This window comes from Flavobacterium humidisoli (assembly GCF_023272795.1).
Lineage (GTDB): Bacteria > Bacteroidota > Bacteroidia > Flavobacteriales > Flavobacteriaceae > Flavobacterium > Flavobacterium humidisoli.
On record NZ_CP096829.1, the window covers coordinates 2,145,976 to 2,172,204 of the forward strand.

Annotated in this window: 26 protein-coding genes and 1 tRNA gene; 13 read left to right on the forward strand and 14 right to left on the reverse strand. The window is 33.8% G+C overall.

Going from position 1 to position 26,229, the window contains the following annotated elements; translation table 11 throughout:
• The first annotated feature begins 208 nt into the window (after positions 1 to 208).
• Positions 209 to 454 carry a hypothetical protein gene (locus M0M44_RS09665; RefSeq protein WP_248729563.1) on the forward strand — a complete coding sequence of 82 codons (246 nt, stop codon included), beginning with the start codon at positions 209 to 211 and terminating at the stop codon, positions 452 to 454.
• A 208-nt stretch (positions 455 to 662) separates the two neighbouring features.
• Here M0M44_RS09665 and M0M44_RS09670 read toward each other — a convergent pair whose 3' ends face one another.
• Together M0M44_RS09670 and M0M44_RS09675 are read right to left on the reverse strand one after the other, a co-directional pair.
• Positions 663 to 878, reverse strand: a complete 216-nt coding sequence (locus M0M44_RS09670; protein ID WP_248729564.1) for a hypothetical protein — start codon at positions 876 to 878, stop codon at positions 663 to 665.
• A gap of 75 nt (positions 879 to 953) precedes the next feature.
• A complete protein-coding gene (locus M0M44_RS09675) occupies positions 954 to 2,234 on the reverse strand; it encodes a tetratricopeptide repeat protein (protein ID WP_248729565.1) in 1,281 nt (426 codons plus the stop codon).
• Positions 2,235 to 2,663: 429 nt separating this feature from the next.
• On the opposite strand from M0M44_RS09675, the gene M0M44_RS09680 reads away from it, so the two are divergent.
• The 6 genes from M0M44_RS09680 (at position 2,664) to M0M44_RS09705 (ending at position 8,730) form a co-directional block, all read left to right on the forward strand.
• Positions 2,664 to 3,890: a DcaP family trimeric outer membrane transporter gene (locus M0M44_RS09680; protein ID WP_248729566.1), complete on the forward strand. Its 1,227-nt coding sequence runs from the start codon at positions 2,664 to 2,666 to the stop codon at positions 3,888 to 3,890.
• Positions 3,891 to 3,925: 35 nt separating this feature from the next.
• Positions 3,926 to 5,374, forward strand: a complete 1,449-nt coding sequence (locus M0M44_RS09685; protein ID WP_248729567.1) for an aspartate ammonia-lyase — start codon at positions 3,926 to 3,928, stop codon at positions 5,372 to 5,374.
• A gap of 21 nt (positions 5,375 to 5,395) precedes the next feature.
• The gene (locus tag M0M44_RS09690) at positions 5,396 to 6,466 is read left to right on the forward strand and encodes a type II asparaginase (protein WP_248729568.1); all 1,071 of its coding nucleotides are present in this window, start codon (positions 5,396 to 5,398) and stop codon (positions 6,464 to 6,466) included.
• Between the two features lie 81 nt (positions 6,467 to 6,547).
• Positions 6,548 to 7,027 (forward strand): YybH family protein, encoded by a 480-nt coding sequence (locus M0M44_RS09695; RefSeq protein WP_248729569.1) that lies wholly within the window; start codon positions 6,548 to 6,550, stop codon positions 7,025 to 7,027.
• Between the two features lie 81 nt (positions 7,028 to 7,108).
• Positions 7,109 to 7,588 (forward strand): hypothetical protein, encoded by a 480-nt coding sequence (locus M0M44_RS09700; protein WP_248729570.1) that lies wholly within the window; start codon positions 7,109 to 7,111, stop codon positions 7,586 to 7,588.
• A gap of 77 nt (positions 7,589 to 7,665) precedes the next feature.
• Positions 7,666 to 8,730, forward strand: coding sequence for a hypothetical protein (locus M0M44_RS09705; protein ID WP_248729571.1), 1,065 nt, complete (start codon positions 7,666 to 7,668; stop codon positions 8,728 to 8,730).
• Positions 8,731 to 8,968: 238 nt separating this feature from the next.
• On the opposite strand, the gene M0M44_RS09710 is transcribed toward M0M44_RS09705, so the two are convergent.
• From M0M44_RS09710 to M0M44_RS09725, 4 genes are all read right to left on the reverse strand, one after another.
• On the reverse strand, positions 8,969 to 9,388 hold the full coding sequence (locus M0M44_RS09710) for an arsenate reductase ArsC (protein ID WP_248729572.1): 420 nt from the start codon (positions 9,386 to 9,388) through the stop codon (positions 8,969 to 8,971).
• Positions 9,389 to 9,519: 131 nt separating this feature from the next.
• On the reverse strand, positions 9,520 to 9,993 hold the full coding sequence (locus tag M0M44_RS09715) for a DUF6428 family protein (protein WP_248729573.1): 474 nt from the start codon (positions 9,991 to 9,993) through the stop codon (positions 9,520 to 9,522).
• A 59-nt stretch (positions 9,994 to 10,052) separates the two neighbouring features.
• The gene (locus tag M0M44_RS09720; protein ID WP_095928690.1) at positions 10,053 to 10,379 is read right to left on the reverse strand and encodes an ArsR/SmtB family transcription factor; all 327 of its coding nucleotides are present in this window, start codon (positions 10,377 to 10,379) and stop codon (positions 10,053 to 10,055) included.
• 123 nt (positions 10,380 to 10,502) lie between these two features.
• Positions 10,503 to 11,600 (reverse strand): exopolyphosphatase, encoded by a 1,098-nt coding sequence (locus tag M0M44_RS09725; RefSeq protein ID WP_248729574.1) that lies wholly within the window; start codon positions 11,598 to 11,600, stop codon positions 10,503 to 10,505.
• Positions 11,601 to 11,968: 368 nt separating this feature from the next.
• Between M0M44_RS09725 and M0M44_RS09730 the strand changes: the two genes are divergently transcribed.
• From M0M44_RS09730 to M0M44_RS09740, 3 genes are all read left to right on the forward strand, one after another.
• Positions 11,969 to 12,502: a hypothetical protein gene (locus M0M44_RS09730; protein ID WP_248729575.1), complete on the forward strand. Its 534-nt coding sequence runs from the start codon at positions 11,969 to 11,971 to the stop codon at positions 12,500 to 12,502.
• A gap of 608 nt (positions 12,503 to 13,110) precedes the next feature.
• The gene (locus M0M44_RS09735) at positions 13,111 to 13,632 is read left to right on the forward strand and encodes a hypothetical protein (RefSeq protein WP_248729576.1); all 522 of its coding nucleotides are present in this window, start codon (positions 13,111 to 13,113) and stop codon (positions 13,630 to 13,632) included.
• On the forward strand, positions 13,625 to 13,897 hold the full coding sequence (locus tag M0M44_RS09740; RefSeq protein WP_248729577.1) for a hypothetical protein: 273 nt from the start codon (positions 13,625 to 13,627) through the stop codon (positions 13,895 to 13,897). Before M0M44_RS09735 ends, M0M44_RS09740 begins: the two co-directional genes overlap by 8 nt.
• A 183-nt stretch (positions 13,898 to 14,080) precedes the next feature.
• Here the strand turns inward: M0M44_RS09740 and M0M44_RS09745 are convergent.
• A tRNA-Met gene (locus M0M44_RS09745) sits at positions 14,081 to 14,153 on the reverse strand.
• A 117-nt stretch (positions 14,154 to 14,270) separates the two neighbouring features.
• Between M0M44_RS09745 and era the strand changes: the two genes are divergently transcribed.
• The 3 genes from era (at position 14,271) to M0M44_RS09760 (ending at position 19,610) form a co-directional block, all read left to right on the forward strand.
• Positions 14,271 to 15,152, forward strand: coding sequence for a GTPase Era (gene era, locus M0M44_RS09750; protein WP_248729578.1), 882 nt, complete (start codon positions 14,271 to 14,273; stop codon positions 15,150 to 15,152).
• Positions 15,153 to 15,394: 242 nt separating this feature from the next.
• Positions 15,395 to 16,702 (forward strand): ribosome biogenesis GTPase Der, encoded by a 1,308-nt coding sequence (der, locus tag M0M44_RS09755; protein ID WP_248729579.1) that lies wholly within the window; start codon positions 15,395 to 15,397, stop codon positions 16,700 to 16,702.
• Between the two features lie 157 nt (positions 16,703 to 16,859).
• The gene (locus tag M0M44_RS09760) at positions 16,860 to 19,610 is read left to right on the forward strand and encodes an outer membrane beta-barrel protein (protein WP_248729580.1); all 2,751 of its coding nucleotides are present in this window, start codon (positions 16,860 to 16,862) and stop codon (positions 19,608 to 19,610) included.
• A gap of 97 nt (positions 19,611 to 19,707) precedes the next feature.
• Here the strand turns inward: M0M44_RS09760 and M0M44_RS09765 are convergent, their stop codons facing one another.
• The 7 genes from M0M44_RS09765 to M0M44_RS09795 form a co-directional block, all read right to left on the reverse strand.
• Complete coding sequence (locus M0M44_RS09765) at positions 19,708 to 20,451, reverse strand: DUF2490 domain-containing protein (RefSeq protein WP_248729581.1); 744 nt, start codon at positions 20,449 to 20,451, stop codon at positions 19,708 to 19,710.
• A 144-nt stretch (positions 20,452 to 20,595) separates the two neighbouring features.
• Positions 20,596 to 23,142 carry a TonB-dependent receptor gene (locus M0M44_RS09770; protein WP_248729582.1) on the reverse strand — a complete coding sequence of 849 codons (2,547 nt, stop codon included), beginning with the start codon at positions 23,140 to 23,142 and terminating at the stop codon, positions 20,596 to 20,598.
• 250 nt (positions 23,143 to 23,392) lie between these two features.
• Complete coding sequence (locus tag M0M44_RS09775; RefSeq protein WP_012023964.1) at positions 23,393 to 23,806, reverse strand: RrF2 family transcriptional regulator; 414 nt, start codon at positions 23,804 to 23,806, stop codon at positions 23,393 to 23,395.
• 93 nt (positions 23,807 to 23,899) lie between these two features.
• Positions 23,900 to 24,736, reverse strand: a complete 837-nt coding sequence (locus M0M44_RS09780) for a TPM domain-containing protein (protein WP_248729583.1) — start codon at positions 24,734 to 24,736, stop codon at positions 23,900 to 23,902.
• A gap of 3 nt (positions 24,737 to 24,739) precedes the next feature.
• Positions 24,740 to 25,177, reverse strand: a complete 438-nt coding sequence (locus M0M44_RS09785) for a TPM domain-containing protein (RefSeq protein ID WP_248729584.1) — start codon at positions 25,175 to 25,177, stop codon at positions 24,740 to 24,742.
• A 57-nt stretch (positions 25,178 to 25,234) separates the two neighbouring features.
• The gene (locus M0M44_RS09790) at positions 25,235 to 25,819 is read right to left on the reverse strand and encodes a LemA family protein (RefSeq protein WP_095928713.1); all 585 of its coding nucleotides are present in this window, start codon (positions 25,817 to 25,819) and stop codon (positions 25,235 to 25,237) included.
• A gap of 34 nt (positions 25,820 to 25,853) precedes the next feature.
• A complete protein-coding gene (locus tag M0M44_RS09795; RefSeq protein WP_026730479.1) occupies positions 25,854 to 26,186 on the reverse strand; it encodes a MerR family transcriptional regulator in 333 nt (110 codons plus the stop codon).
• Between the last annotated feature and the right edge of the window lie 43 nt (positions 26,187 to 26,229).

The window sequence follows — 26,229 nt, forward strand, 5'->3', positions numbered from 1 at the left end:
CTAAATTGTATCATTTTTTTTTTTGGAAGGTAATTTTTACATTAAAAAATTAATTATATTTAAGATTCAAAAAACAGGTATAAATACGGGGTTGTAAATTGTCAAAACTTTATACATTCGCCGAAATAGAAAAACTGATTTCCCCCCTTAACATTGGTTTTTCAGATTTAGAAGTGTTAGCAAATATTAGGAACAAAAGGCTAAAACAATGAAATTTGTAAAAGGACAAGATGTTTCCTACACAGCATTGAGTGGGAGATCTTACAAGGGAACCATTATCGAAAGAAAAATGGATTTTAAAAAGGGGCTTATAATAAAATCGACTTCAAAGGAGAGAGATTTTCATTATCTCATCGAAATACAAAAGAACGGCACGACCGAGAAAATTTTGTGTGCCGAAAATCATCTTAAATTATTAGAAAAGAAAAAACGTGCCGTAAAGAAAGTGGCTTAGTCGTATTTTACAATCTTTCGGGCAGGTTTGTGTTTTAGTATGCCGCGACAACCACCCGAAAAGAGTAGGGGTAAATTTTACGGTAATTATAAACGTTTCTCTAAACAGTCTACTAAACTTCATTTTTAACTTAAAATAAAAAACTAAGTAAAGCTTTATTATCTGGCTTTGCGTAGTTTTTTAATTTAATTTATGAAAGAATCAAAGGTCATTTTAACCCGATTCTTTTTAAGCTGTTGATGATTCTAAAAACAATTTCATCAGAAAACATAAAGCTAGATAGTGTTTGTTTTATCTCTGCTGCTGTCTGAGGCTGTAGTTCTAGAAGGTAATTCAAATATACTTTTGCTTTTGCATCTTCGCTGAGCAGAGATAAAGAGACGGCTTTCAGCAAAGGATCCCAAATAGTCTCGTCAAAATCCATTTTTTCTGCCCAGTATAAAGACTTTTGATACTCTTTTTTATGAATGAAATAGTAACAATATCCAATGCTAATCCACTATGGATGTGCATGATTTATAAGGGTGGCATTTTCTAATAAATTAAAGCCTTTCTCAAAATAACCTGCAAAAATTAGAATACAGCCTATTCCTGCAGCAATACCCGACGAATTAGGATTCATTTTTATGCATTGTTCCGCAGCATAAAGACAGTTGTCTTCCTCTTTTCTAAAACAATATAAAAGAGCCTGTGCGTACCAAGCCTGTTGGCAATAAGGATCAATATTTAAGGCTTTTGTGATGCAATGATTGCTTTTTTCGATAGTTTTTTTGCAATTGTCTAATCCTAGCGCAATAGAAGCTAAATGCATTTCACCCAGCATTGCCCAAGTAACTGAATGGTTTGGGTTTATTTCTACGGCTTCAGTTAAATTAGAAAGGGCGGTAGCATAATTTTCAATAGAAAAGGAACATTGGTATTCATGATAACTGCAGACTGCCTTTGAAACATTTGAGTGGTTTGAAATTTTAGATGATGATGTTTTTACCATTTCTTTAAAAATAGTACCATAGTAACCACCCATAGTAGAAACGATATCCTTTACGATTTCATTTTGAATTCTAATGCCATCATCTATTGTGGCTGGAGTAAACACTTTAGTAGAAATGAATTTTCCTGAAGATGAACTTATTAGGTTCACCCTTATGTGCAGTTTGTTATCGATAATTTGAATGTGTCCTGTAATAATAAAATCTGCTCCAATCAGATTGGCTGCTTCCAGAACATTTTCGTTAATTTTTGAAAGGACATCAGAAGGGAAATGAGCTATTACAGATATATCCTGAAAACGGGAAAGTTCTGCACTGATCTCCTCTGAAAGTATTTCAGAAAAAGCTTCTAAATCTGGCCGGCGGACCATTGTTTTAAAAGGAAAAACGGTAATTAAAGGATGGGTTTTAGTACTACTGGTAGAGAAATCAGTAGATCTCATTTTATTATTATGAATAAATTCTGGAACGTAACCGCCTTTTGGGACATGAATGATAACCGAATTGCCTTTACCATCGGTAGAATAATATTCAGTAAGCAATTTTCGTAATCGTCCTGCATGAATGCGAACCATGGCGTCATCATGCGGATTAAAATGGGAGGGTCTGCTTAAAGCATTTACAGCTATAGAATATTCTTTGATAAACTGCTGTCTTTCGTCTATAGTTTCGGTAACAATATAGCGAAGAAAATTACTTAAAAGAGTGGAGTTTTTAAAAGAATAAAACTTTAAAACATTTTCCAGCTCATTATAGATTTTATCCGAGGGGATTTTTTTTATAGACTCCATAATAAATTATTTGAAAATTATTAATGTCAAAAAAAAGTCACTGAGGCGTATAAAATCCTAAATGCCAAGCACTTATGAAGTTATAAATTTATGAAAATTTTTAACATCTTAATATTATTTATCTGATATTTTAACGGTTAAATGTAACGGTTAATAACCCTAATGGTGCAATTGTATTAGTTATATTTGTTTGATAATCAGTTAATAAGTATTGTTTTTTTTCTTTTTTAACAAAAAGTAATGTATAGGTGTTGAAATTTTTGCATTCCCGTTTTAAAAGCTTTTAGGATCAGATAAAAGCTTTTGAGGTGACTAAAAATTCGTACGGAGAAATATCAAATTTTTAAAATAAAATGACTTTTATTTTAAGCCAAGACTGCAAAAATCAGATTAAAAGTTGTATCCCATAATAAGCAAACTATAATCATTATGAAGAAAAAGTTCTTACTTCTGGAATCGATGAGGCATCGAGCCATTATAATTTGTTTTCTCCTTTCAGCATTTGTTCGGGCTCAAGACGAAGGGAATAAAAGCATGGAAATCTACGGATTTATTATGACCGATATTGGTTATAATTTTAATCAGATACAATCAGATTGGTACGATGTAGTGAGACCTACAAAATTACCTGCCTTTAAAGACGAATACGGACCAGATGGCAGTTACTACGCTTCTGTACGCCAGACCAGATTAGGTTTCAAAAATTACTTTGATACGGGAATTGGCGAACTAAAAACTCATTTTGAATTCGAATTGTTCGGTACGGGTGTCGATGCTGGACAAACTACTTTTCGTTTACGTCATGCTTATGCCGAATTAGGAAAATTTGGAGCGGGACAAACTTGGAGCCCATTTATGGATATTGGCGTATTTCCCAATTCATTAGAGTATTGGGGCCCAACAGGAATGGTTTTCTTCCGTAATATTCAAATTCGTTATATGCCAATTCAAGGTGATACCCGTTTAACCATCGCATTAGAAAGACCTGGAGCAAGTGCCGATCAGGGAGATTATGCAAATCGTGTGGAACTGCAAGGTGTAAAAGCGAGATTTCCGTTACCAGACCTTTCAGCAGAATATCACGTTGGAACAAAATGGGGTTATGTGGAATTAGCAGGTATCGTAAGAAAAATTGAATGGAAAGATCTGAATAATGATCAGTATGATTTGTCTGGAGATGCTGTAGGATGGGGGCTTAATTTAAGTACCAACATCAACTTTAGTAAAAACGATGTTTTTAGAGGGCAGGTGGTATATGGAGAAGGAATACAAAACTACATGAACGATGCTCCAGTTGATATAGGTATCGAAAACAATTTAGGTAATCCTGTAACTCCTGTAAAAGGTGTTGCGCTTCCTTTAGTGGGTGTTGTCGCTTTTTTGGATCATACTTGGAGTGATAAATTCAGTACGGCAATAGGATATTCCATGATTGATATCGACAATTCAGATGGACAAACAGATGACGCATTTAAAAAGGGACAATACGCGCTTGTAAATGTCTTGTATAATCCTGTAAAGAATTGCACGGTTGGGGCAGAATTTCAGTGGGGTGACCGCGAAAATTTTAATGATGGATGGAGTACCTCAATAAACAAATTACAGTTTTCTTTTAAATATAATTTCTCACAATCATTTTATAAAAGAAATCAGTAAAAGCCTTTGTTTTTAATCAATAAAAAAAAGAAAATATGTGTAAAACTGTACAATACCTGCTATTGTTCGGATTGTCTTTAGGCATTCTTAATGCTCAGACCCGAACTGAAAAAGATCTTCTAGGAGAAAAACAAATCCCAGCAAATGCTTATTACGGTGTGCAAACTGCACGTGCGTTAGAAAATTTTCAGATAAGTAGCTTGACTACGCAATCTTATCCTGACTATGTAAAAGCTTTTGTAATGGTTAAACTAGCTGCGGCACGTGCCAATGCTGATGTAGGACGCCTTAAAAAAGACAGACTCGCTGCTATAGAAAAAGCTTGTCAAGCTGTAATTGACGGCAAATATCATGATCAGTTTTTGGTTGATTTGTATCAAGGTGGAGCCGGTACTTCTGCCAATATGAATGTGAACGAAGTTTTGGCCAATATCGCACTTGAACTAAGCGGTCATAAAAAAGGCGAATATCAATACATTGAACCTCACGACGATCTTAATATGGGGCAATCAACAAACGATGTGTACCCAACAGCGATAAAAGTGGCATTATTGCTTCATAACGATAAGCTGCTTAAAGAGGCCGATCTTTTGGCTAAAGCTTTCCATAAAAAAGGAGATGAATTTAAAGACATCCTAAAAATGGGACGAACCGAAGGACAAGATGCTGTGCCAATGACGGTAGGTCAGGAATTTCATGCTTTCGGGAATCAGCTTGATGCGGAGATTAGCGCTTTAAAAAAATCGGAAGTTTATTTATGTGAACAAAATATGGGAGCTACCGCCATCGGAACAGGAATTACTGCTTCTCCAGGTTATGCAGAAAAAGTAGCAGCACATCTGGCAAAAATTACAGGAAAACCAATCGTAATGAGCAAAGATCTTATTGCTGCTACAACTAGCCAACAAGGTTTTGTAATGTATTCTTCTACACTTAAAAGTATGGCAGTTGCCTTGGCAAAAATAAGCAGCGATTTGATCATTTTGGCTTCTGGTCCTCGTACTGGTTTTTTCGAAATCAATTTGCCTGCACTTCAGCCGGGATCTTCAATTATGCCAGGAAAAGTAAATCCGGTTATGCCAGAGTTAATGAATCAATTGTGTTTTAAAGTAATGGGAAATGACCTAACCGTAACGGTTGCCGCACAATCTGGTTTACTGCAATTAAATGCCTTTGAACCTGTACAGGCTATTGCCATGATGGAATCTCAAGGATTGTTTTTTAAAGCAATGCCTTTATTTAGAAAAAACTGTATCGATGGCATCACGGTAAACAAAGATGTTTTAGCGCATTACATGGATAGAAGTGTAGGTGTGGTAACGGCTCTGAATCCTGTTTTGGGCTATGAAAAAACAACCGAACTAGCCAAAGAAGCACTCGCAACCAACAAAGGAATCTTAGAACTTATACGCGAAAAGAAATTGCTGACAGAAGATCAAATTAAGAAACTTCTAGATCCAGCAACTTTAACGGGCCAAAAATAATTCTCAATCTAAAACGACAAAATGATGAAATTAAATATCAACTTTTACAAAAAAGTGCTTTTACTGCTGATACTGTCATTAAATATCAGCATGTTTGGACAAGCTAAGCCTAAAGTTCTAATATTGGCAACAGGCGGAACAATTGCTGGTTCTGCTAAAACGGGAGTACAATCAGGATATACTTCGGGGCAGGTTACTATTGATGCAATGGTAAATGCCATTCCAGATGCTTTAAAAGTGGCAGATATAAAAGGCGAGCAAATTGCGAATGTCGGATCTCAAGATATGTCATTTGAAATTATGCTGAAAGTGGCTAATCGAATTAATGAATTGGCGAATAGCAATGATGTGGATGGCTTTGTAATTACACATGGAACCGATACGATGGAAGAAACGGCCTATTTTTTAAATCTAACTACAAAAACAGACAAACCAGTAGTACTTGTAGGATCAATGCGTCCATCAACAGCCATTAGTGCAGACGGACCTTTAAATCTTTATAATGCGATTGCAGTAGCTGGCGATTCTAAAGCAAGAGGACGCGGAGTGCTTTTGGTAATGAATGATTGGATTCATTCGGCACAATCTTTAACAAAAGTGAGTACAACGGCCGTTCAGACTTTTATGTCTCCGCTTCGTGGACTTATCGGTATTACTTCTTACGGAACAAATGATTTCTTTAATTACCCTAGTCAAAAATTTGGGAAGAACTCAGAATTTGAAGTGAAAGGTGTTAGCTCTTTTCCTCGTGTAGATATTATTTATGCCGATGCAGATATGAAACCCGATTTAATTGATGCCTCGATAGAACGGGGTGCCAAAGGAATTGTAATTGCTGGAGTAGGAAACGGAAATATGAACAAAGCTTCTCTAGATGCTTGCGCAAGAGCCAGCAAAAAAGGAATTATAGTAGTTCGAAGCACGCGCGTTGCGACTGGACTTGTAAGTCGTAATGTGGAATGTAATGATGATGAACTTGGGCTTATTGCTTCATACGCTTTGAATCCGCAGAAATCTAGAATTTTATTATCAGTAGCATTGCTGAAACAGAGAAGTTTGGCAGAACTCCAAAAGATATTTGAAGAATATTAAAAAGGCCTGTGTTTACGAACAATTTTTTGAACCTGTTTGTAAAATGAAATAATCTTATAACAATTTGAAAATTTAATAGGTATGAAAAGTAAAATAATTACAAGAGCGGTTCTCGCAGGTCTTTGTGTTTTATTGATTTCCTGCAATACAAAAAAGGACGAAAATGTTGTAATTGACTTAAAACAAGTCAAGAAAGAAATTCAGGCAAAAGAAAATGAATATGCTGCAACATACAATGCTGGACAGCTAAAAGAGATTGGCTATTACGCAGATGATGCGATAACTTTTTATCAAAATAGGCCACCCATTATTGGTAAAGATGCCAGATATGAATTTTTAGAATCAGATTTGGCTAATAATACGAATATAATATCATTTGAAACCAAAGAAGTTTTTGTTTCTAAGGATGGTAATATGGTTGTAGAAGTAGGATATTACAAAGTAACCGATTCTACCAACACTCCAATTAATACTGGAAACTATATGAGCCTTTTTGAAAAAAGAAATGGCAAATATGTATGCTTAAGAGACATGAGTGCATCTGATGGATTGACAGAATAAACATTACAATACTTCCAATTTAGTTTGGAGTAACGCTTAGCTAGACTTTAGCAAGTAATTAAAAACTATAAAATTAAGATTATGAAAAAAATAATATTTATACTGTCATTAGCTTTTGGATTGAGTGCCACAGCCCAGAGTTCTGTTGATGAAATTAAACTAATTCAAGACCTTTACGGAAAATCGAAGGCAGAAGTGGTCAAAGAATATTTGGGTTTGACCGATGTACAGGCAGCTGCATTTCAGCCTATTTACGACAAATACGAAACAGAACGCAAAGCCTTAAGCCAAAAGAAGATTCAAATTCTAGAAGATTATGCGAAGAATTATGCCACTTTGAGTGATGCTAAAGCGACAGAATTAACATCATCGAATTTAAAGTATAATCAAGAAGCTGAAAAACTGCTTGCCAAAACCCATTCTAAACTGGTAAAACCTATTGGCGGAATCAATGCGGCAAAATTTGTACAGCTTGAGCAGTATTTGCAAGTAACCATACGAGCAGAAATTCAAGATGCAATTCCTTTTATTGGCGAATTGGATAAAACTAAAAAACAATAAACGATTTCTGGGTACAGATTAAAAAGTATAGAAAGAATCATTTTCTACTCTTCTTATTAATATTTTATACTCTTATTATGATAAAGATATTTACAAAATATTTGACAGTCGCATTAATCATGTCTGCCCAGTTGATTTTTTGTCAATCTGAAAATGATGGTCCAGAACTTGGACTTCCTGGCGATAATTTAGATTTATATGCCGTGATGTCCCTGTTTCAGAAATCAAAAACTATTGAAGAATTTGAGAAGAACCTGAATCTGGAGAAAACAGGAATTAATAATCTGGATTTGAATCTGGATAAAAAAGTAGACTTTATAAAAGTAGTCACTAAGAAAAATGGAAATTCATTTACTTTTATTCTTCAAGTTGCTGTAAACAAGAAGGAAAATCAAGACGTTGCTGTTATTCTTGTTGATAAAGATAAAAATGGGAAGGTAAAAATGCAGATTGTAGGCGATGAGTTGCTATATGGAAAAGATTATGTGATTGAACCAGTAGCTAAATCTGCACCAGCAAAAACAGCAAACCCAGCTTATGCGGGAGACGATCCTGTACAAAGCTCTCCAGCTGTAACGGCAGTTGTGGTAGAAACGGTGCCCATTGTACAATATGTATATTCACCAGCTTATGTGCCGTACTATCCACCTTATTATTACGGATTTTATCCGCCTTACTTCGCTGCTTTTACTGTAATGGCGGTCGGAATTTATCGTCACAACCATTATTACCATCATCATGGTTATCATGGTGGGCATTATCATGGTGGACATAATAATGTATATATTAACAATAGAAACAATTTTAATAATTACAATAATAATAGATCAAGATCTAACACAGTACGAGACAATTCGACCAATAATAGATACAATACCAATCGGGACAATTCGCGCCCTTCGGCAAGCACTAGACCAGCTGCAGGAAATTCCAATCGCGCAGGAAATACTAGCGCATCAGGAAGAACACGACAAAGCGGATCACCAAGTGCAGGGACTTCAAATCTTAATAGAGGAGGATCTTCAAACTCCAATTTTAACAGAGGAGGATCTTCGTCAAGAGCAAGCGCAGGACAAATGGGAGGCGGATCACGCAGTATGGGAGGCGGAGGCTTCGGCGGAGGTGGCGGAAGAAGACGATAAACGGCGTTTTTATAATGTTTCATCAGAAAAAATGCGTAGGAACTTTGGTCTTACGCATTTTTGGTTTTTATATCTGATGAGGTAATGTTTAAAAAGAGACACAAGATTTTTGAAGCAATTCATTCCCTAGCAATATCTTGTTGGCAGAAATAAATTTGAATTGTGTACTCAGCGGAACAACATATTGGTAGAAAATTCAAATTCCATTACCAGAAAGCTCTGGAGAATAGACATTAAATTAAGCTAAATTTTCTGCTACAAAATTTTTGCAATAGTCTTTTATTATTTCGCGTACACTTCTAAACTGCTCCATAATTTCAGAATCTGTTCCTGCTGCTTTTGCGGGATCGGGAAAATTATAATGAAATTTGACTGCTTTCGTTGGAAAAAATGGGCATCGCTCTTTCGCATTATCGCAAACTGTAATGACAAAATCAAAATCAATATGAGTGTATTCATCAATATGATTTGATGTGTGCTTCGAAATGTCTATTCCATCTTCCTTCATTATCGAAATCGCTTTTGGATTGACGCCATGAGTTTCTACACCAGCGCTGTAAACCTCAGCTTTATTTCCTGCAAAAAATTTCATGTAGCCTTCAGCAATCTGACTTCTGCAGCTATTTCCTGTACAAAGTATTAGTATTTTCTTTTTCATAATTAAACAAATAACCAAATGATATTTATGATGCAGAATTTTGGTTCAAAACCGAAAATAAGCTGCAGTAAAATAACGGAGAAGGTTATTATAATTGGTTTCTTGTATTTAAAGATTTGTCCTTTCATTTTTTAGCAGCATCCTGAATTTGGAGTGCAGCAAGAAGCCGTGTCATTGGTTAGTTGAGTAAGATTGATCTTTTGTTTTTCAGCTGGAATACCGCAAGAATCTTGTGCTAAACACGCTGTTGTTTTGTTTTTTAAGACAAAAGTTTTTCCGTTAAACTCTAAATCATATTTTCCAATTGTAACGTTTTGGTATTCTACTTCAATTTCTAAGTCTTCAATGTTTAGCTTATCCTCAGACAATTGAATGATGTGCAGTAATTTATTAGGTTTTAAGCGATGCTCAAAATCATTGGCGTCCCAAAGCTGAAAGTTAACTGCTTTTTCATTTCTGATTACTCCGCCGCAATCAATAAAATTTTTGGTAACTACACCAACTTCTGTCACATGAAAATGTTCTGGCACAAAAGTTCCGTTTTCTAATTGAAATTCAACATTGTCTAATGTTGGTAAAATCTGTTTTATTTCTGATAATTTCATCTTGTTTTTGTTTATTTGTTAATTGCAATATTACGATTGAGTTTGTCAAAAAAAATGTTTTAGCAACATTTTGATTTTGAAATAGTTTGTGTGATGTTTAAAAAATAGGAGTTTAGAATATCAATTGTTTTTTCATCAATACAATAGCAAATTGCATTTCCAGAAATATTTCCTTTAATGATTCCAGCATTTTTCAACTCTTTTAGATGCTGAGAAACCGTAGGTTGGGCAAGAGGCAACTCGTTTACAATATCGCCGCAAATACATTCATTAACCTGTAGTAAATATTCTATTATAGCAATTCTTGCAGGATGTCCTAAGGCTTTAGCAATTGTAGCAATTTGATTTTGCGCGTCTGTAAAATGTTCTGTTTTTGTTGCTCCCATAATGATTATATTAATATTGCAATATTACGATATAGTTTTTGAATGATAAAGTTTTTTACAATTTATTTTAAAAAAAAAGCTCCAGATTTATCTGAAGCTTTATAAGACTGACAATACAAAATATTAGAAGTTTGTATTTATTTTTTTAGAACGATCTGCAATATAAGAGATTAGCCAGATTACTTGTCCTTCTTTTACAAAGAAAATTTTCTTTGTTGCATAGTCTGGAATACTTTCAAGACAAGTTACAAGAATATTGTTTGCCGAAATCAAGTATTTTTGGTCGTAAGTGCTTAAAACTCTCGCAGCTTCTTTATTTGTTTTGGCAAGATTAGTAAACTTGTTAAAGTTGTTTTTAAGAATAGCATCATAATCAATAACATCTTGAAGAGTTAGGGCAACATAATGATCTTTGTTAACATTTTCGTCATAGAAAAGAGTTGAAAACGCCCAAACAGCTCCACCAGATAAGTATAATTTATCCTTTTTTGCTAAAGGAGGATTTGCATCAAATAATTCTTTTGTCTTTTTACGTAGAATTACATTATAGTCAAAAGATTTTTCCTGATAAGTCGACATATCGTTTACCTGACTTTTGTTTACCACCGTTTTTTCTACAGCATCAGTAAGTGTCATGGTACCAAAACTAAGCTCTAAAGGAATAAACTCTAATTTACCGTCTTTAAGTTCGTCGATGTAACCTCCTTTTGTAGTTTGAGCACCAATATCAAGAAGGAAAGCATTAGCAAAATCAACAGGTGGTATAGCACCTTTTACAAGTGTTTTTGCTTCTTCATTAACATCTAATACTTCTAATTGCTTTCCAGTTAAAATTGCAATTTTATTTTTTAAAACATCTAAATTACGTGCAGAAGCAAAAACAGGAGCAGCAACAACAAAAATGTTTTCTTCAAGAATTTTGTTTTCAGCTTTAATTCTTTGCAATTGGTTAGTAACTATAACACTAGTTCTAGTGATATCTTCTTGTGTAAGCTCACCCTTAGCAGTAATATGGTCAGCAAACGGAATTCTTTCAGTCCAGAAAGAAAGAATTTTGTAATCAGCTTTTCTGATATTATTTACATCAATTACAGAAACTTTAATAGCTCTACGTCCAATTTCGATTCCGGCGTAAACACTTTTTTGAGAAAATAAATTGACAGAAAAAAATAAGGCTAAAAGGGCAAAAAATAAGAATTTGGGGTTGTGTTTGTTTTGCATTGTGTTGAATTGTAATTAAAATATAATTTGTTTTAAAGAAATTTTAAAGTTGTTTTTGTGGTATTGATGTGAAAATCATAATTTTAGAATAAAAACCAATGGTTTCATTACGGAATTGCAAATTTAAGAAAACATTTAATAATATAAAATCAGTTATTAAGAAAACATGATATTAAATTATTGTAAAGGAATAACGAATTCTATTTCGATAAAGTATATTTATAGTATAAAGTTTCAGATTTCATCGAAGTTTTGTTTATATAGAAATTTATAAATCGATGAGCTAAGAATTATCTATATATTTGGTTTATATTAAATATGCAGTTTGGCATACATATCAACAAGTTGGCAATAAATAAAAAACCGAAATGATAAAAATAGACAAAAATAAAGTTAGAGATCTAGTTGAGGGTAATATTAGCTTGAATGATTTTGAAATTGATTCAATTAAAATTGATCAAAATTTCCGTGTGATTCCAAGAGAAGAAATTAATGATATTTATATTATAAATCCTGAAAATGAAGGTTACAATTTCGAAAATTCTGACTTTACAATTGCTGAAAGATTAGAAATGTTAGAAAAACTGAACGGTTATATACATTTAGCAGGCGGACTAAACTGTAGAATTGAAAACAAGAAAATAGTAGATTTAAGATTATCTAGAAAATATATTGAATTTGTAAAAGAATATACAAAACAACAAGTCTTTGACTATCACGGTAAGCCAACATTTGAACTTATAGACGATATGGCATTTGGTGGTTTTGACTATTCAATCGAAAACTATATTTTAGTCTACGAAACAAAAAGGATTAGTTTTTATTTTGGCCCAAATAGTCTAAAATTGAAAGAAATAAACACAAATAAACTGAATTATGAATGTTTTACAGTTGAAAAATAAATTACCTACAGCGAACAGCTTTAGTAGATTTGGGTAACTGACTTAATAGAAAGTTAGTTTTGTATTTGGATGATCAACCTTAAGGGGACTCGAACCAAATTTCCTTGAAACAAAGGTTTTTAAATTTCCAAGAAACTGAAACAAAATTTATCGAACCACAAAAAAAGCCTGAGAATCTAGATTTTCAGGCTTTTTCTTTTTTATAGTAGCCCTAACGGGACAATTTTCGAACCATTTTGTGGATGACTTAAAAAAAAATAAACATTATTTTATATTGATTTCATGTTTAATCTAATGTTAGTCATTTATAATATTGAAGCAGTGGAGGAAAGTCTGCTTATTTAGTTTTTTTATTTCCAGAAATTAGAATTAATTAAAGTTCAAACAAGAATTAGTTTGACATAAAGTTTTAGACTATTTATATTGCACTCATATATTTACTAAAGTATCCGACGAATATAAGTTCGTTTGAATATTTTTAAGTAAATATCTTATTTTTGAAAACAAATATAAACTGACATTTGTCAGACATAGCAACCTACTTTAGGAGAGATAAGTCTGATTTTATTAGAACTAAGTTAGGGACATTTTTAAGACCGAAACCACAAATGATAATTGAAGCAGAAATAATAAGTCAACCATATTCAGGAGAATATACAGAAAGAATTTACGATAATGAAAGTCCTTGGAATTCTCAAAGTTGGACTTTTATAATGTTTACAAATGATAACTATTTAGAATGGTGTGGACAATTTCGAGGCTTTCCCAGACAAGTGGCTATTTCGAAACCTAATAAGATTGTTTTGGTTTTGACTTCAGACTATTTGTATCAGCTCGACGCAGAAACGGGAAGCTTAAAATATTTAGAAGACCAACCTCAATATCATAATTTGACAGTCGCTCCAAATGGAGATTTTATAATTGCTGATTATTACAACTTTGAGAAAGTTATAACAACTATAAAGGAAAAAGAACAAATTGAAAGCCCAATTCAAATGGATTTAATTAAATTCAAAAAATGGAATAACTCCAAATTAGAATTTACTTGTGATGAATTTTTAAAGTGGGATAGACATTTAACAATGACATACGACAGTGAAACGAAAAAAATTGAAATTGTAAATGGCTAAATTGAAAATAAGATTTATTGATATTATCTATGGAATTGCAATTATTGTTGCAGATTTAGTCGTCTTTATTATACTTGGGGTTCTTCTTATGGGTTATGACGATAATTATGACAGTTCAGAAGGTGAATATTGGAGCTTTGCAAGTATGAATATGAATGAGAAAATAATTTACATTTGTTACAATGTTTGGATAGTCTTGAATATTATTGGATTTATTTACATCGGACGAAAAATATATATAAAGACAAAGATAAACACCACATAACTGTTGCTCCCGATGTTGTATCAAGATGTTATAAACATTCTACACGAAAGGACCTTAACGGGATTCGAACCAATTTTCGCCGAAAACATTATAGTTTGTATTCTTTTGAAATTAAACAAGATTTTTCGAACCATAAAAAAAGCCTGAGAAATCTATATTTCTCAGGCTTTTACTTTAAAATAGTAGCGGGAACAGGACTCGAACCTGTGACCTTCGGGTTATGAGCCCGACGAGCTGCCTACTGCTCTATCCCGCGATGTTTCGGGTGCAAAGATACGTCGATTTTTGAGAAATCCAACGAAAACTTAAAAAAATGTTTTATTTTCTGTATTGAGTTGATATGACTACCTTTGCAAAATAAATAAAGCAAAAAATGTCACATAAAGCAGGTTTCGTAAATATTATCGGAAATCCAAATGTTGGAAAATCAACATTGATGAATGCTTTCGTTGGAGAACGATTGTCAATCATTACATCAAAAGCACAAACTACACGTCATAGAATTTTAGGAATCGTAAACGGAGAAGACTTTCAGTTAGTTTTGTCTGATACTCCTGGAATCATCAAACCAGCGTACGAAATGCAGGAATCGATGATGAACTTCGTAAAATCGGCTTTTGAAGATGCTGACATTTTAATCTACATGGTTGAAATAGGTGAGCAGGATCTTAAAGACGAAGACTTCTTTAAGAAAATCATTCATGCTAAGATTCCAGTTTTATTGCTTTTAAATAAAATTGATAATTCAAACCAAGAACAATTAGAGCAACAAGTTACTTTCTGGAAAGAAAAAGTGCCAAATGCAGAAATTTTTCCAATTTCTGCTTTGCAGAATTTTAATGTTCCAGAAGTTTTTGGAAGAATTATCGAATTACTTCCAGAATCTCCAGCATATTACCCTAAAGATCAATTAACAGATAAGCCAGAACGTTTTTTTGTTAACGAAACCATTCGTGAGAAAATCTTATTGAATTACAGTAAAGAGATTCCGTATGCAGTTGAAATCGTTACAGAAGAGTTTTTTGAAGATGAAAAAATTATCAGAATCCGTTCGGTAATTATGGTAGAGCGCGATACGCAAAAAGGAATCATTATCGGACATAAAGGAGCGGCTCTTAAAAAAGTTGGAACCGATGCCCGTGCTGATTTAGAGAAATTCTTCGGAAAACAAATTCACATCGAACTATATGTAAAAGTGAATAAAAACTGGAGAAGCAACGCTAATATGTTGAAACGTTTCGGATACAATCAATAATATTTTGTTTCATGTTTCATGTTTCAAGTGGAGCACTAGAGCCTGAAACTTGGCACTTTAAACCTGAAACTTGAAACAAAAATCGAGGTACTTAGAAACTTAGTCCCGAGGCTTCGGGATAGCAACTTTTTTTAACTACCTTTGCAAAAAATTTAAATAAAGCATTTTTGGTTTATAATTTATTGTGATTTAGTCAAAAACGAAATCTGAAATTTTAAATCTGAAATCTAAAATTCAAAAAAATGAATAACATTGTTGCGATAGTAGGAAGACCTAATGTAGGGAAATCAACCCTTTTTAATAGGCTGATACAAAGAAGAGAAGCTATTGTAGATTCAGTATCTGGGGTTACCCGTGATAGAAACTATGGTAAAAGCGAGTGGAACGGAAAAGAGTTTTCTGTCATTGATACAGGTGGATACGTTCGCGGATCTGATGACGTATTTGAAGGTGAAATCCGTAAACAAGTAGAGCTTGCTATTGACGAAGCCGATGTTATTATTTTTGTGGTTGATGTTGAAGAAGGAATTACCCCAATGGATGAAACCGTTGCAAAATTGCTTCGTAAAGTAACAAAACCAGTTTTATTGGCTGTAAATAAGGTTGATAACGCAATGCGTGAGAAAGATGCGGTTGAGTTTTATAACCTTGGTTTAGGTGAATATTTTACTTTTGCAAGTATTTCTGGAAGTGGAACTGGAGATTTATTAGATGCTTTAATAGAAGCTTTCCCAGAAAAGCCAGAAGTTGAGGTTAAAGAAGATTTGCCACGTTTTGCAGTTGTAGGACGTCCGAATGCTGGAAAATCTAGTTTTATCAACGCCTTGATTGGTAAAGATCGTTATATTGTTACAGATATAGCTGGAACAACTCGTGATGCAATTGATACAAAATTTGACCGTTTTGGTTTCGAATTTAATTTGGTTGATACTGCGGGAATTCGTCGTAAAGCGAAAGTAAAAGAAGATTTAGAGTTTTATTCTGTTATGCGTTCTGTGCGTGCGATTGAGCATGCAGATATCTGTATTTTGGTTATCGATGCAACTCGCGGATTTGAAGGTCAAGACCAAAGTATTTTCTGGTTGGCAGAGAAAAACCGTAAAGGGGTTGTAATCTTGGTAAACAAATGGGACTTAGTAGAAAAAGATACCATGTCTACTCGCGATTACGAAGAGAAAATCAAAAAAGAATTAATGCCTTTTACAGATGTGCCCATTTTATTCGTTTCTGCTTTAACAAAGCAACGTTTATTAAAAGCATTGGAAGCAACAGTTCAAGTTTTCGAAAACAGAAAACAAAGAATTGCAACTTCAAAATTCAACGAATATATGTTGAAAGTTATTGAAGCTTATCCGCCGCCAGCAACAAAAGGGAAATATGTAAAGATTAAATATTGTATGCAGTTGCCAACGCAAACACCTCAGTTTGTATTTTTTGCCAATATGCCGCAATATGTTAAAGAACCATATAAAAGATATCTCGAAAATAAAATTAGAGAAAAATGGGATTTTGCAGGAGTTCCGATCGATATTTATATTAGAGAAAAATAAAAAAAGAATCCCCTTGAATTAGGGGATTTTTTTATGTTTGGTGTCTAGATAATTAAAAGATCAATTTTTTATTGGCATTATATTTGAATAAATGTAAAAAATACAATTAAACCTTTTGCGTTTTTCTAAGTCTTATTGATCTAACTAACCTAATTTTATGACCAGAATTTATTCATTACTATTGTTTTTAGCAGCTGTATATTCGGCAAATGCCCAGAACAATATTGTTATTAAAGGAACTGTAGTTGATATTAACTCACAGCTTCCGCTAGAACTTGCCACCGTTTATTTTACAGCTGTAAAAGATTCAACCATTATCGAATACGCTACGACCGATAAAAACGGAAATTTCATTATCAATACTAAAAAGTATGATAAACCAGTTTTCTTAAAAGTAAATTATACAGGATATCAAGCGTATTACGAAGAACAAAAAGGGCTTACAGAAAGTAAAGACTTTGGTAAATTGTACATGCTTGAAAATGCAAATGTCTTAAATGAGGTAATAATAAAAAGCGAAGCGCCGCCAATTACCATCAAAAAAGATACGTTAGAATTTAATGCAGGATCTTATAAAGTACGTCCAGACGCAAATGTGGAGACTTTATTGAAACAGTTGCCAGGATTTGACGTAGATAATACAGGGAAAATTACCGTAAATGGGCGAGAAGTCAATCAAGTTTTAGTCAATGGAAAAGCATTTTTTGATAAAGATGGTGCTATTGCCATTAAAAACCTTCCGGCAGATATTATTAAAAAAGTTCAGGTTTCTGATTTTAAAACGAAAAAAGAAGAATTGGCTAAACAAGAATCGACTTCAGATTATTCAAGTATAAATATTACGATTGACGAAAAGAAAAACAAGGGATATTTCGGAAAAGTACTTGGCGGATATGGTTCAGATGAAAGATACGAAAGCAGTTTGATGATGAATTTCTTCAAGAACAAACAAAAAATTAGTGTTTTAGCGTCTTCAAATAATATCAACTCAACTGGATTTTCTATGGATGAAGTTTTTGATAATATGGGAGGCGGAAGAAATGCTAAAGGAGGCAGTCAAGGCGCGAGTAGTGGTGGAAAAGGAATTACACAGTCTACTTTGGCCGGAATTAACTATTCTGATGATTGGACAAAAGATTTGGAGTTTATGAGCAGTTATAACTTTACCAATGCGGTGACTAAAAACGACAGCAAATCCAATCAGCTTAGTTTTTTGCCAACGGGAAATATCTTGACAGAAGCCGATTCTAAAACTAGAAATGAAAATACAGGAAACAAGGCCAATTTTGAATTAGAATACAAAATCAATCCTACGATGCAGATTGTTTTTGCTCCTAAATTGAATTTATCCGAATCCAATAGTAATTCTTCTTCTTCGACTTTTTCTGAAAATGAAAATGGCGATGCGTTGAACGAAAGTACCGCAACATCGCATACCGAAAGTTCAAATACAAGTTTTGCCAACAGTATCAATTTTAATAAAACTTTTGAAAAGAAATCGCGAAATTTAAGTGTGGTTTTTAATAACAATAACACTAAAAATGATTCGAACGGAATCAACATTTCTGAAACTATTTTCTATCAGGATAATAAACCAAATGACGAAAGAAATCAGAACGCAAAAAATACTTCAAAAAGCGATGCTTATTCACTGGATTTAGAATACACAGAGCCAATTACAGATTCGCTTCGAGTTCGTTTTGGTACCGATTTTGACTGGCAAAGTTCGATGAACGATCAAAAGACATTTAATTTTGATGACGCATCACAAGACTATTCAGATTTAAATTTGTCCCTAACGAATTATACCACATCCAAACAAAATTCGATTACGCCAAAAGTAGGTATTAGTTGGCAGAAAAGTAAATACACGCTTAATATCAATTCTAGAACATCAATTGTGGAGTTTGATAATCATTCTTTTTATTTAAATCAAGCAACTGATTTAAATAAGAGATATATGCTTCCATATGGAACGGCACAGCTTCGATATAAGTTTAATCGTTCTAAAAATTTAACTTTTAAATACGATTATTCAAATGCGCTTCCTTCAGCAACACAATTAATGCCAGTTGCAGATTTAAATAATCCGTTGAATAGTGTAATTGGTAATCCAAACTTAAATCCGATTGAGAAAAATACAGCAGGAATCGATTTTAAAAATTTTGACTTTAGAACGCGTTCCGGCTATAGTCTATTCCTTAAAGGAGATTACTATAATAATGATATAGTTTCGACTTCTATTTATGATGATAGCGGAAAAAGAAATACAACTTATGTAAATATTTCAGGAACTTATTCAGCTTCGGTTGGAGGAAATTGGAATCAGCAGATTAAAAAAGATGCTCATACAATTAGATATGGTTTGCGTTTAAGCGGTAATTATAATTTTGATAAAGGATTTACAAATGCAGTTATGTACAATGCAAAATCGGTTGTAATTACACCAAGTGTTTACGCTTCTTATGATTATGGAGAAGTGCTTTCGATTGCACCATCTTATAGTTTATCCTACAACGAAACGAGATATGAAAACTATTCTAGAGATGCGACTTCAAACGTAATTCACAGAATTAATATGCAGACAACTTCTTATTGGCCAGCCAATTTAATTTTCGGAAATGATTTTGGATATACATACAATTCAAATATTTCAGACGATTTCAAAAAGGATTTTTTCCTGTGGAATACCAGTTTGTCTTATGGATTTTTAGATAAGAAATTATATGCAAAAGTAAAAGTGTATGATGTTTTAAATCAGAACCAAAGTGCAACAAGAACCATTTCGCCAACCTCAATCAGAGATGAAGAAAACACAGTTTTAAAGCGTTATGTAATGTTTTCTTTGGCCTATAAAATTGGAAATTTTGCTGAAAGCAAAAAAGGCAGAAAGCAGAGAGGATCTTAGTTTTTAAGGTGCAAAGGTTCAGAGGAACAAATGTTCAAAGGTTAAAAAAAATGCCTGTCAAATTAATTTGATAGGCATTTTTTGTATAACTCATAACTCATAAGTTTTTCCGATTAATTCTATGATAAACTGTAAACCTAATAATATCACGATCATAAAAATCTACACCGCTGGCACGTCTTTGAAAGTTTTTTAAGTAGCCCAATTCTAATCCAAGATTCGGGGTAAAATGGTAACGCAGTGCAATATAAAATCGGTTTTGGTCAAAAGTATTTTTACGATTGTCTTTTCCAAAATTGAATAACACTTCGTCAGAAATAGTTCCTTTTACGCTCCTTCCTTCTTTTTCCCAAAGGGTAAACATAGATTGTAATCGGTATCTAAATCTGTAAGCAAAGGAGAATTCGTCTAAAAGTCCGTTTTTATCTGCTTTTTGAATGAATCGTTCTTCCAGTTGAAAGCGATTGTGAAAAATGATTTTGGCAACATCATTAATTAAAGTAAGGTCTTGCTGTGCCCGATATTCAGGAACAGAATAATCAGGATCAATATTTGGATTTTGAGTATTAACGTTAAAAAAGGCAAATCCGGCACCAAAATCCATTGTTTTATTTGCTCTGTAACGAGCTTGAGATCTTATTACAAAAAGATTCTCATGAACAGGATTTACAAAACTTCGATTGTCAAATTCAGAATGAATGGCCCATTTTTCGGATAACGGAAAAATATTATAGTATCGAATCCAAGTCAAAGTCTGTTGGTCGATATTTCTTTGGTTTTGCCCTGCAATAGACTGGCAAACAAAGATTATGGTAAAAAGTAATCTAAAAGATCTATTCAAAAACTATAAATTCAGGCTGCGAATTTATACAAATGATCTTATTTCTTTCTATTTTAAAATTTGTTTTGGAATTTATTTTGTGAAATAAAAAAAGGGACACATTTAAAATGTATCCCTTTTTAATACTAAAACTAACTAACCATCTTACAGCGAATACTTAAATGTAACTCCGTAAGTTCTTTGATCACCAAGGACTCCAGCATATTGACCTGAGTTACCACCTGCAGGCAATAATTGCTCGTAGTAATCTTTATTTAAAAGGTTTCTTCCCCAAATCTGAATAGATAAACCTTGCGAAGCGCGGAAACCTAAACGAGCATTAAAGATTGCATAACCTTGTACTACTAAATATTTTGAAGCCGAAGGGCTTGAAGAAAATTCAGAACGAGCATATCCGTCAGCGGCGAAGAAAATTTTTCCAGCATTACCAAAGAATTTTGCATTGTCAGAAAGCTCACCTCCAAGAGAACCAGCCCATCTTGAAGCACCTGGCAATTCGGTTCCAGAAACATCTTTGAACGCAACTGGAGCTCCAGTTTCTTCTAACGGAAGTGGCGCATTAGTAAACTTCACATATTTACCATCTGTATACGTTGCCGCTCCATTAATTGTTACATGCGAATTGATGACGAAACTTGCATCCAATTCTGCACCTCTTACGCGTACTTTATCTGCATTAGCAAGGTATCCACGGTTTACACCCAATTCAGCTGCCTGAACATTAGTTTGGAAATCTTTGATGTCAGTATTAAAGAATGTTAAATTGAAAATTGAGTTTTTGAACGGAGAAGTTTTTACTCCAATTTCATAATGATTTACCTTTTCTGGCTTAACCACTGCAAGGTCTGTCATTGGTTGTCCTGCTGCGTTTGTTGGAAGCCCAGCTACGTTAACTCCAACAGGTTTGTAGCTTTTTGCATAAGTTGCATAAGCATTGATTTTATCAGATGCTTTATAAGTAAGCGTTAAGTTCCCAGAAAAGTCTGTATTGTCAGTATCTGAATCAAATGCCTGATCTGAGTAAACCGATTTTTTCAAGGCCAATAAGGCAGGATCTGTAGTTTGAAGACCTCCGTATGTTGTACGAGAATAACTTGCATCTTTTTTGTCAAAATTATATCTCAAACCTGGTAAAATGTGGAATCTCTCTGTAACTGCCCAATCAAGTTGACCAAATACGGCAGCACTTGAAGCTCTAATTCTTGCATCAGTTTTAATTCCGTAACCTTCAAAAAGGCCTGGAGTCTTCCATAACGGACTAGTTGTACTTTGAGAGAATCTCCATTGTGCATTTCCTGATTCTTCTGTACCATCTGTTTGAGAAGTTTGGTCAATAAAGAACACTCCTGCAACACCACTAATTTTTGAAGTTAATTGTCCAGCATAACGAATCTCTTGTGTAATCTGAGTTTGTCTTGTTGGATTCTGAGATTTAGCTAAAACCTGTAATCCTGTAAAATCCCTGTCGTTTGATGGATCCCAGTTCCAAAAACGCCATGCAGTTGTTGAAGTAAGAGTACCACCGCCAATTTTAGTGTCAATATTTAATGAAACACCTCCTAAATCTTGTCCAGAACGCCAAGGTGTATCGTGATCTATTTTACGGTCAAAAGCATTTAAACTTGGCAATTGATAATTTAAATCTTTAATAATAGCATCAAACTGACGGTATGCAGCCCTTTGAGTAGGGGCAACACCAGCAACAACCTGTGCATATCCGTCAGGACGCTGTGTTGTTAAATCTCCTGCAAAAGTGATATTTGTATTTTCTGTAGGAGTCCATAATAGCTGTCCTCTAAAACCTTGATTGTTTAAAGTATTAGTTGGTCTTCCTGTCGCAACGTTATCAATTAATCCATCACGTTGTGTACCTGAGAAAGATAAACGACCTGCCACTTTTTTTCCTAGTGCTCCAGTAATAGATGCTTTTGCTTGTAAAAAAGCATAATTCCCGTAACTCAATTCAAAATCGGCGCCTGTTGTAAAACTTGGTTTGCGAGAGGTAATATTAAAAGCTCCAGAAGTCGTATTTTTTCCAAATAAAGATCCTTGAGGACCACGTAGTACCTCGATTTGTTCTACATCGATAAAATCTAAAGTAGTTGCTGCAGGACGAGCATAATAAACACCGTCTACGTAGAAACCAACTCCAGGATCGATACCATCGTTGGTAAGTCCGAATGGTGAACCTAAACTTCTAATGTTGATTCCAGTGTTTCTTGGATTAGAAGAATACAATTGTACAGAAGGAACCAATTCTTTAATACGGTTTACGTTAAACGCTCCCGCTGCTTCTGCTTGTTTTCCTGTAACTACAGAAACGGCAATGGGCACGTCTTGTACTTTTTCTATTCTTCTTCTTGAAGAAACGACCACTTCAACAAGTTTGTTTTCTTCGCGTAAAGTGATTAATAATGGTGAAGCAGGAATAGCTGTAATTTCAAGTTCAGCAGTATTATAGCCAATGTATTGAATTAGTATTGTAAGAGGTAATTTTCCTTGCGATTCTATCGAAAATCTTCCTTCAGAATCTGTAATTGTGCTAAAAGTTGTTCCTTTAATTACGACATTGGCTGCTTCTAAAGGAATATTTTGATCTGTGGTAACAACCCCGTCAATTTTTTGTGCGAATGAGATTGAGAATGTTAAAACTGCAAGTATTGTAAATATATTTTTTATAGATGTTTTCATTTTTATATTAAGTATATGTGATTAGTAGAATTTAAAATTAAATTTTTTTTACCAACACATACACATCATAGATGAAACAGTATTCACAGTTCTGAAATTATAATTATGTTTTTTTTGCAAAAGATTTTGTCCACCTGATTTACTAGAATGTACTTTCATGAGTTAAAATTTTGTAAATGATTAGTTAATTATTTTTGGCAAATATATGTAATTAATTCTATCGATTTACTAGACTTTAGAAAATATTTTTTTATTTTTTTACCAATGAGGCGATTGTAATGCCTTCCATAGCCTTCAAAGTTTTATCTCTAATTAGCATTAAACCGTGACGAAGACTGCATTCAGACTCGGTTTTACAATCAGAACAAGGCTCGTAAAAATTTAAAGAAGCACATGGCAAAAGTGCAATTGCACCGTCAAATAAGCGGTGAATTTCTGCCAAAGTGATATCATTTTTGGATTTAATTAGATAGTATCCACCAAATTTTCCCTGCTTACTGCTTACAAAACGACCGCGTTTTAGATCTAATAAAATCTGCTCTAAAAACTTTTTAGGAATGTTAGCGCCATCAGCGATTTCTACAGTTCTAGAAATGTGATTTTCGTCTTGTTCTGCTAAATAAAGTAAGGCCTTAAGGGCGTATTTTGCTTTATGTGATAACATCTATTAATAAATTGTAAAATGTAAATGTATGATATTTTAAGATTGAAACCTAAACTTGAAACCTCAAACAAAGAAAATTAGAACCAGAATAAATTACCAGCCTCCGCTAGATCCTCCACCAGAGAAACCTCCACCGCCAAATCCGCCGCCGAAGCCTCCGCCTCCGCCAAAACCACCGCCAGATGATCCGCCACCGAAGCCTCCAAATCCGCCGCCGCCACTTCTTCCAAGATTACTCAGAATAATAACATCGAGTAGGCTAGGGCCGCCACCGCCATTATTGCCAGAATTTCCTCCACCGCCTCTTTTATTTCGAGCGAGTAAGATTAAAACAATTACAACAATTACGATAAATGGCAAAAGAGGAAAGTCTTGTCCTTTTGCTTGTTTGCGTTCGCCTTTAAATTTTCCTTTAAAAACATCAATAATAGCATCAGTTCCTTTATCAAGACCATTGTAAAAGCTTCCTGCTTTAAACTCAGGTATAATAATATTTCTGATGATTGTTCCTCCAATTCCGGCTGTCAGACGATCTTCTAGTCCATATCCAGGATTAATTGCAATCTTCTTTTCGTTTTTTGCCAAAAGAATTACAACTCCATTATCATCTTCTTTAGTTCCTCCAATTCCCCATGTTTGCCCCCATTTTGTTGCTAATTGGCTTACATCTTCTCCTTTTAAACTTTCAATGGTAATTATTACGATTTGAGTAGTAGTTGAATCGGAGTAACGAATTAGTTTTTCTTCTAATTGTGACTTTTCCGTCGAGCTTAAAATGTTAGCGTAATCGTAAACAGAAGTCTGGAAACTTGGTTTGGGTGGAATCTCAAATTGCGCAAAAATAGCATTGCTGATAAATAATGCGATAAACAAAAAAGTAATCTGAAAAATTCTACTGGAATTTTGGATTGTAATTTTGGAATTTTTCATTATTTATCCTTTTGAGATTTCGTTAGATAGTTCATTTACATCATCTTCCTGAGACGGAAAATATTTTTTGAGCTGTTCTCCGGTATTCAAAATACCGTCAACAATTCCTTGTTTAAAATTGCCGGCTTTAAAATGATTCACCATAATGTCTTTGGTACAATCCCAAAAATCGTTGGCTACAACATCATTAATTCCTTGGTCTCCACAAATCACAAAGTTTTTATCTTCAACTGCAAAATAGAGCAATACCCCATTTTTCAATTTGGTTTCATCCATTTGCAATTCATGAAAAACTTCTAAAGCCCGATCAAAATGGACTTTAGAAGTTGTTTTTTCTATATGCACTCTAATTTCGCCAGAAGTATTGTTTTCGGCCATGCGAATTGCTTCAACAATTTCACGCTCTTCTTCTTTGGTTAAAAAATCTTCTACTTTTGACATGACTAATTTTAGAGTTTAGATTGTTGATTTTAGAGTTTAAACTGTTGTCTAAAATTTTTAGAATTTAACTTCAACAGGTTTATCAGCTCCAGTAGATGCTTCAAAGTATGGTTTTTCTTTGTATTCGCTCAAGAACCAGTTGTTTGGAATCTTTAAAACATATCCGTTGTAAACTTGTACAGCTTCGTTAAAACGAGTTCTAGCAGTTAAAATCTGGTTTTCAGTACTTGCTAATTCGTCTTGTAATTTTAAGAAATTCTCATTTGCTTTTAAAGTTGGATATTGCTCAACAGAAACCAATAATCTTGATAATGATGAACTTACCCCGCTTTGAGCTTGGTTAAATGCCGCTAATTGTTCTGGTGTAACATTGCTAGGATCGATAGTTACCGATGTAGCTTTTGCACGAGCTTCAATCACTGCTGTCAAAGTTCCTTTTTCAAAGTCAGCAGCACCTTTTACAGTGTTTACTAAATTCCCGATAAGATCATTACGTCTTTGGTAAGCCGTTTGAACATTTCCCCATTCTTTATTAACAGCCTGACTGTGTTGTAAAGCAGTATTTTTAATACCAATCGACCAAAATGCGATAATAGCAATAAGTGCTACAATAATTCCTACAGGGATTAACCACTTTTTCATATTTGTTTTGATTTAAGTTTATTTCTATTTTTAATTACAATTCGTTTTTTATGTCGTTTAACTGCGTTTTTATCGATTCTAATTTACGTATTATTTCGAATTTATCTAACGTTTTCTTCTGACCTTCTTTCAAGTGTATTTTGGCTCCTTCAAGCGTAAAACCTCTTTCTTTTACTAAATGATAGATTAATTGAAGGTTGGTAACATCTTCTGGAGTGAACATTCTATTTCCCTTTGCATTTTTTTTAGGTTTTAGAATGTCAAATTCGCTATCCCAAAAGCGTATCAAAGAGGCATTGACATTAAAAGCTTTGGCAACTTCGCCAATACTGTAATATCTTTTGTCTTTAGAAAGTTCAATATGCATGGTTCGTTTTTTTCTATTTTATTTCAAAAATACTATTTTTTCG

What these genes read in the sequence shown, in the direction of transcription:
- M0M44_RS09690 (WP_248729568.1), top strand. Translation starts at nt 5,396, where the DNA reads ATGATGAAATTAAATATCAACTTTTACAAAAAAGTGCTTTTACTGCTG.
- M0M44_RS09740 (WP_248729577.1), top strand. Translation starts at nt 13,625, where the DNA reads ATGGCTAAATTGAAAATAAGATTTATTGATATTATCTATGGAATTGCA.
- M0M44_RS09675 (WP_248729565.1), bottom strand. Translation starts at nt 2,234, where the DNA reads ATGGAGTCTATAAAAAAAATCCCCTCGGATAAAATCTATAATGAGCTG.
- M0M44_RS09705 (WP_248729571.1), top strand. Translation starts at nt 7,666, where the DNA reads ATGATAAAGATATTTACAAAATATTTGACAGTCGCATTAATCATGTCT.
- M0M44_RS09780 (WP_248729583.1), bottom strand. Translation starts at nt 24,736, where the DNA reads ATGAAAAATTCCAAAATTACAATCCAAAATTCCAGTAGAATTTTTCAG.
- era (WP_248729578.1), top strand. Translation starts at nt 14,271, where the DNA reads ATGTCACATAAAGCAGGTTTCGTAAATATTATCGGAAATCCAAATGTT.
- M0M44_RS09790 (WP_095928713.1), bottom strand. Translation starts at nt 25,819, where the DNA reads ATGAAAAAGTGGTTAATCCCTGTAGGAATTATTGTAGCACTTATTGCT.
- M0M44_RS09710 (WP_248729572.1), bottom strand. Translation starts at nt 9,388, where the DNA reads ATGAAAAAGAAAATACTAATACTTTGTACAGGAAATAGCTGCAGAAGT.
- M0M44_RS09770 (WP_248729582.1), bottom strand. Translation starts at nt 23,142, where the DNA reads ATGAAAACATCTATAAAAAATATATTTACAATACTTGCAGTTTTAACA.
- M0M44_RS09695 (WP_248729569.1), top strand. Translation starts at nt 6,548, where the DNA reads ATGAAAAGTAAAATAATTACAAGAGCGGTTCTCGCAGGTCTTTGTGTT.
- M0M44_RS09670 (WP_248729564.1), bottom strand. Translation starts at nt 878, where the DNA reads ATGGATTTTGACGAGACTATTTGGGATCCTTTGCTGAAAGCCGTCTCT.
- M0M44_RS09775 (WP_012023964.1), bottom strand. Translation starts at nt 23,806, where the DNA reads ATGTTATCACATAAAGCAAAATACGCCCTTAAGGCCTTACTTTATTTA.
- M0M44_RS09715 (WP_248729573.1), bottom strand. Translation starts at nt 9,993, where the DNA reads ATGAAATTATCAGAAATAAAACAGATTTTACCAACATTAGACAATGTT.
- M0M44_RS09685 (WP_248729567.1), top strand. Translation starts at nt 3,926, where the DNA reads ATGTGTAAAACTGTACAATACCTGCTATTGTTCGGATTGTCTTTAGGC.
- der (WP_248729579.1), top strand. Translation starts at nt 15,395, where the DNA reads ATGAATAACATTGTTGCGATAGTAGGAAGACCTAATGTAGGGAAATCA.
- M0M44_RS09735 (WP_248729576.1), top strand. Translation starts at nt 13,111, where the DNA reads ATGATAATTGAAGCAGAAATAATAAGTCAACCATATTCAGGAGAATAT.
- M0M44_RS09720 (WP_095928690.1), bottom strand. Translation starts at nt 10,379, where the DNA reads ATGGGAGCAACAAAAACAGAACATTTTACAGACGCGCAAAATCAAATT.
- M0M44_RS09680 (WP_248729566.1), top strand. Translation starts at nt 2,664, where the DNA reads ATGAAGAAAAAGTTCTTACTTCTGGAATCGATGAGGCATCGAGCCATT.
- M0M44_RS09760 (WP_248729580.1), top strand. Translation starts at nt 16,860, where the DNA reads ATGACCAGAATTTATTCATTACTATTGTTTTTAGCAGCTGTATATTCG.
- M0M44_RS09700 (WP_248729570.1), top strand. Translation starts at nt 7,109, where the DNA reads ATGAAAAAAATAATATTTATACTGTCATTAGCTTTTGGATTGAGTGCC.
- M0M44_RS09785 (WP_248729584.1), bottom strand. Translation starts at nt 25,177, where the DNA reads ATGTCAAAAGTAGAAGATTTTTTAACCAAAGAAGAAGAGCGTGAAATT.
- M0M44_RS09730 (WP_248729575.1), top strand. Translation starts at nt 11,969, where the DNA reads ATGATAAAAATAGACAAAAATAAAGTTAGAGATCTAGTTGAGGGTAAT.
- M0M44_RS09795 (WP_026730479.1), bottom strand. Translation starts at nt 26,186, where the DNA reads ATGCATATTGAACTTTCTAAAGACAAAAGATATTACAGTATTGGCGAA.
- M0M44_RS09725 (WP_248729574.1), bottom strand. Translation starts at nt 11,600, where the DNA reads ATGCAAAACAAACACAACCCCAAATTCTTATTTTTTGCCCTTTTAGCC.
- M0M44_RS09665 (WP_248729563.1), top strand. Translation starts at nt 209, where the DNA reads ATGAAATTTGTAAAAGGACAAGATGTTTCCTACACAGCATTGAGTGGG.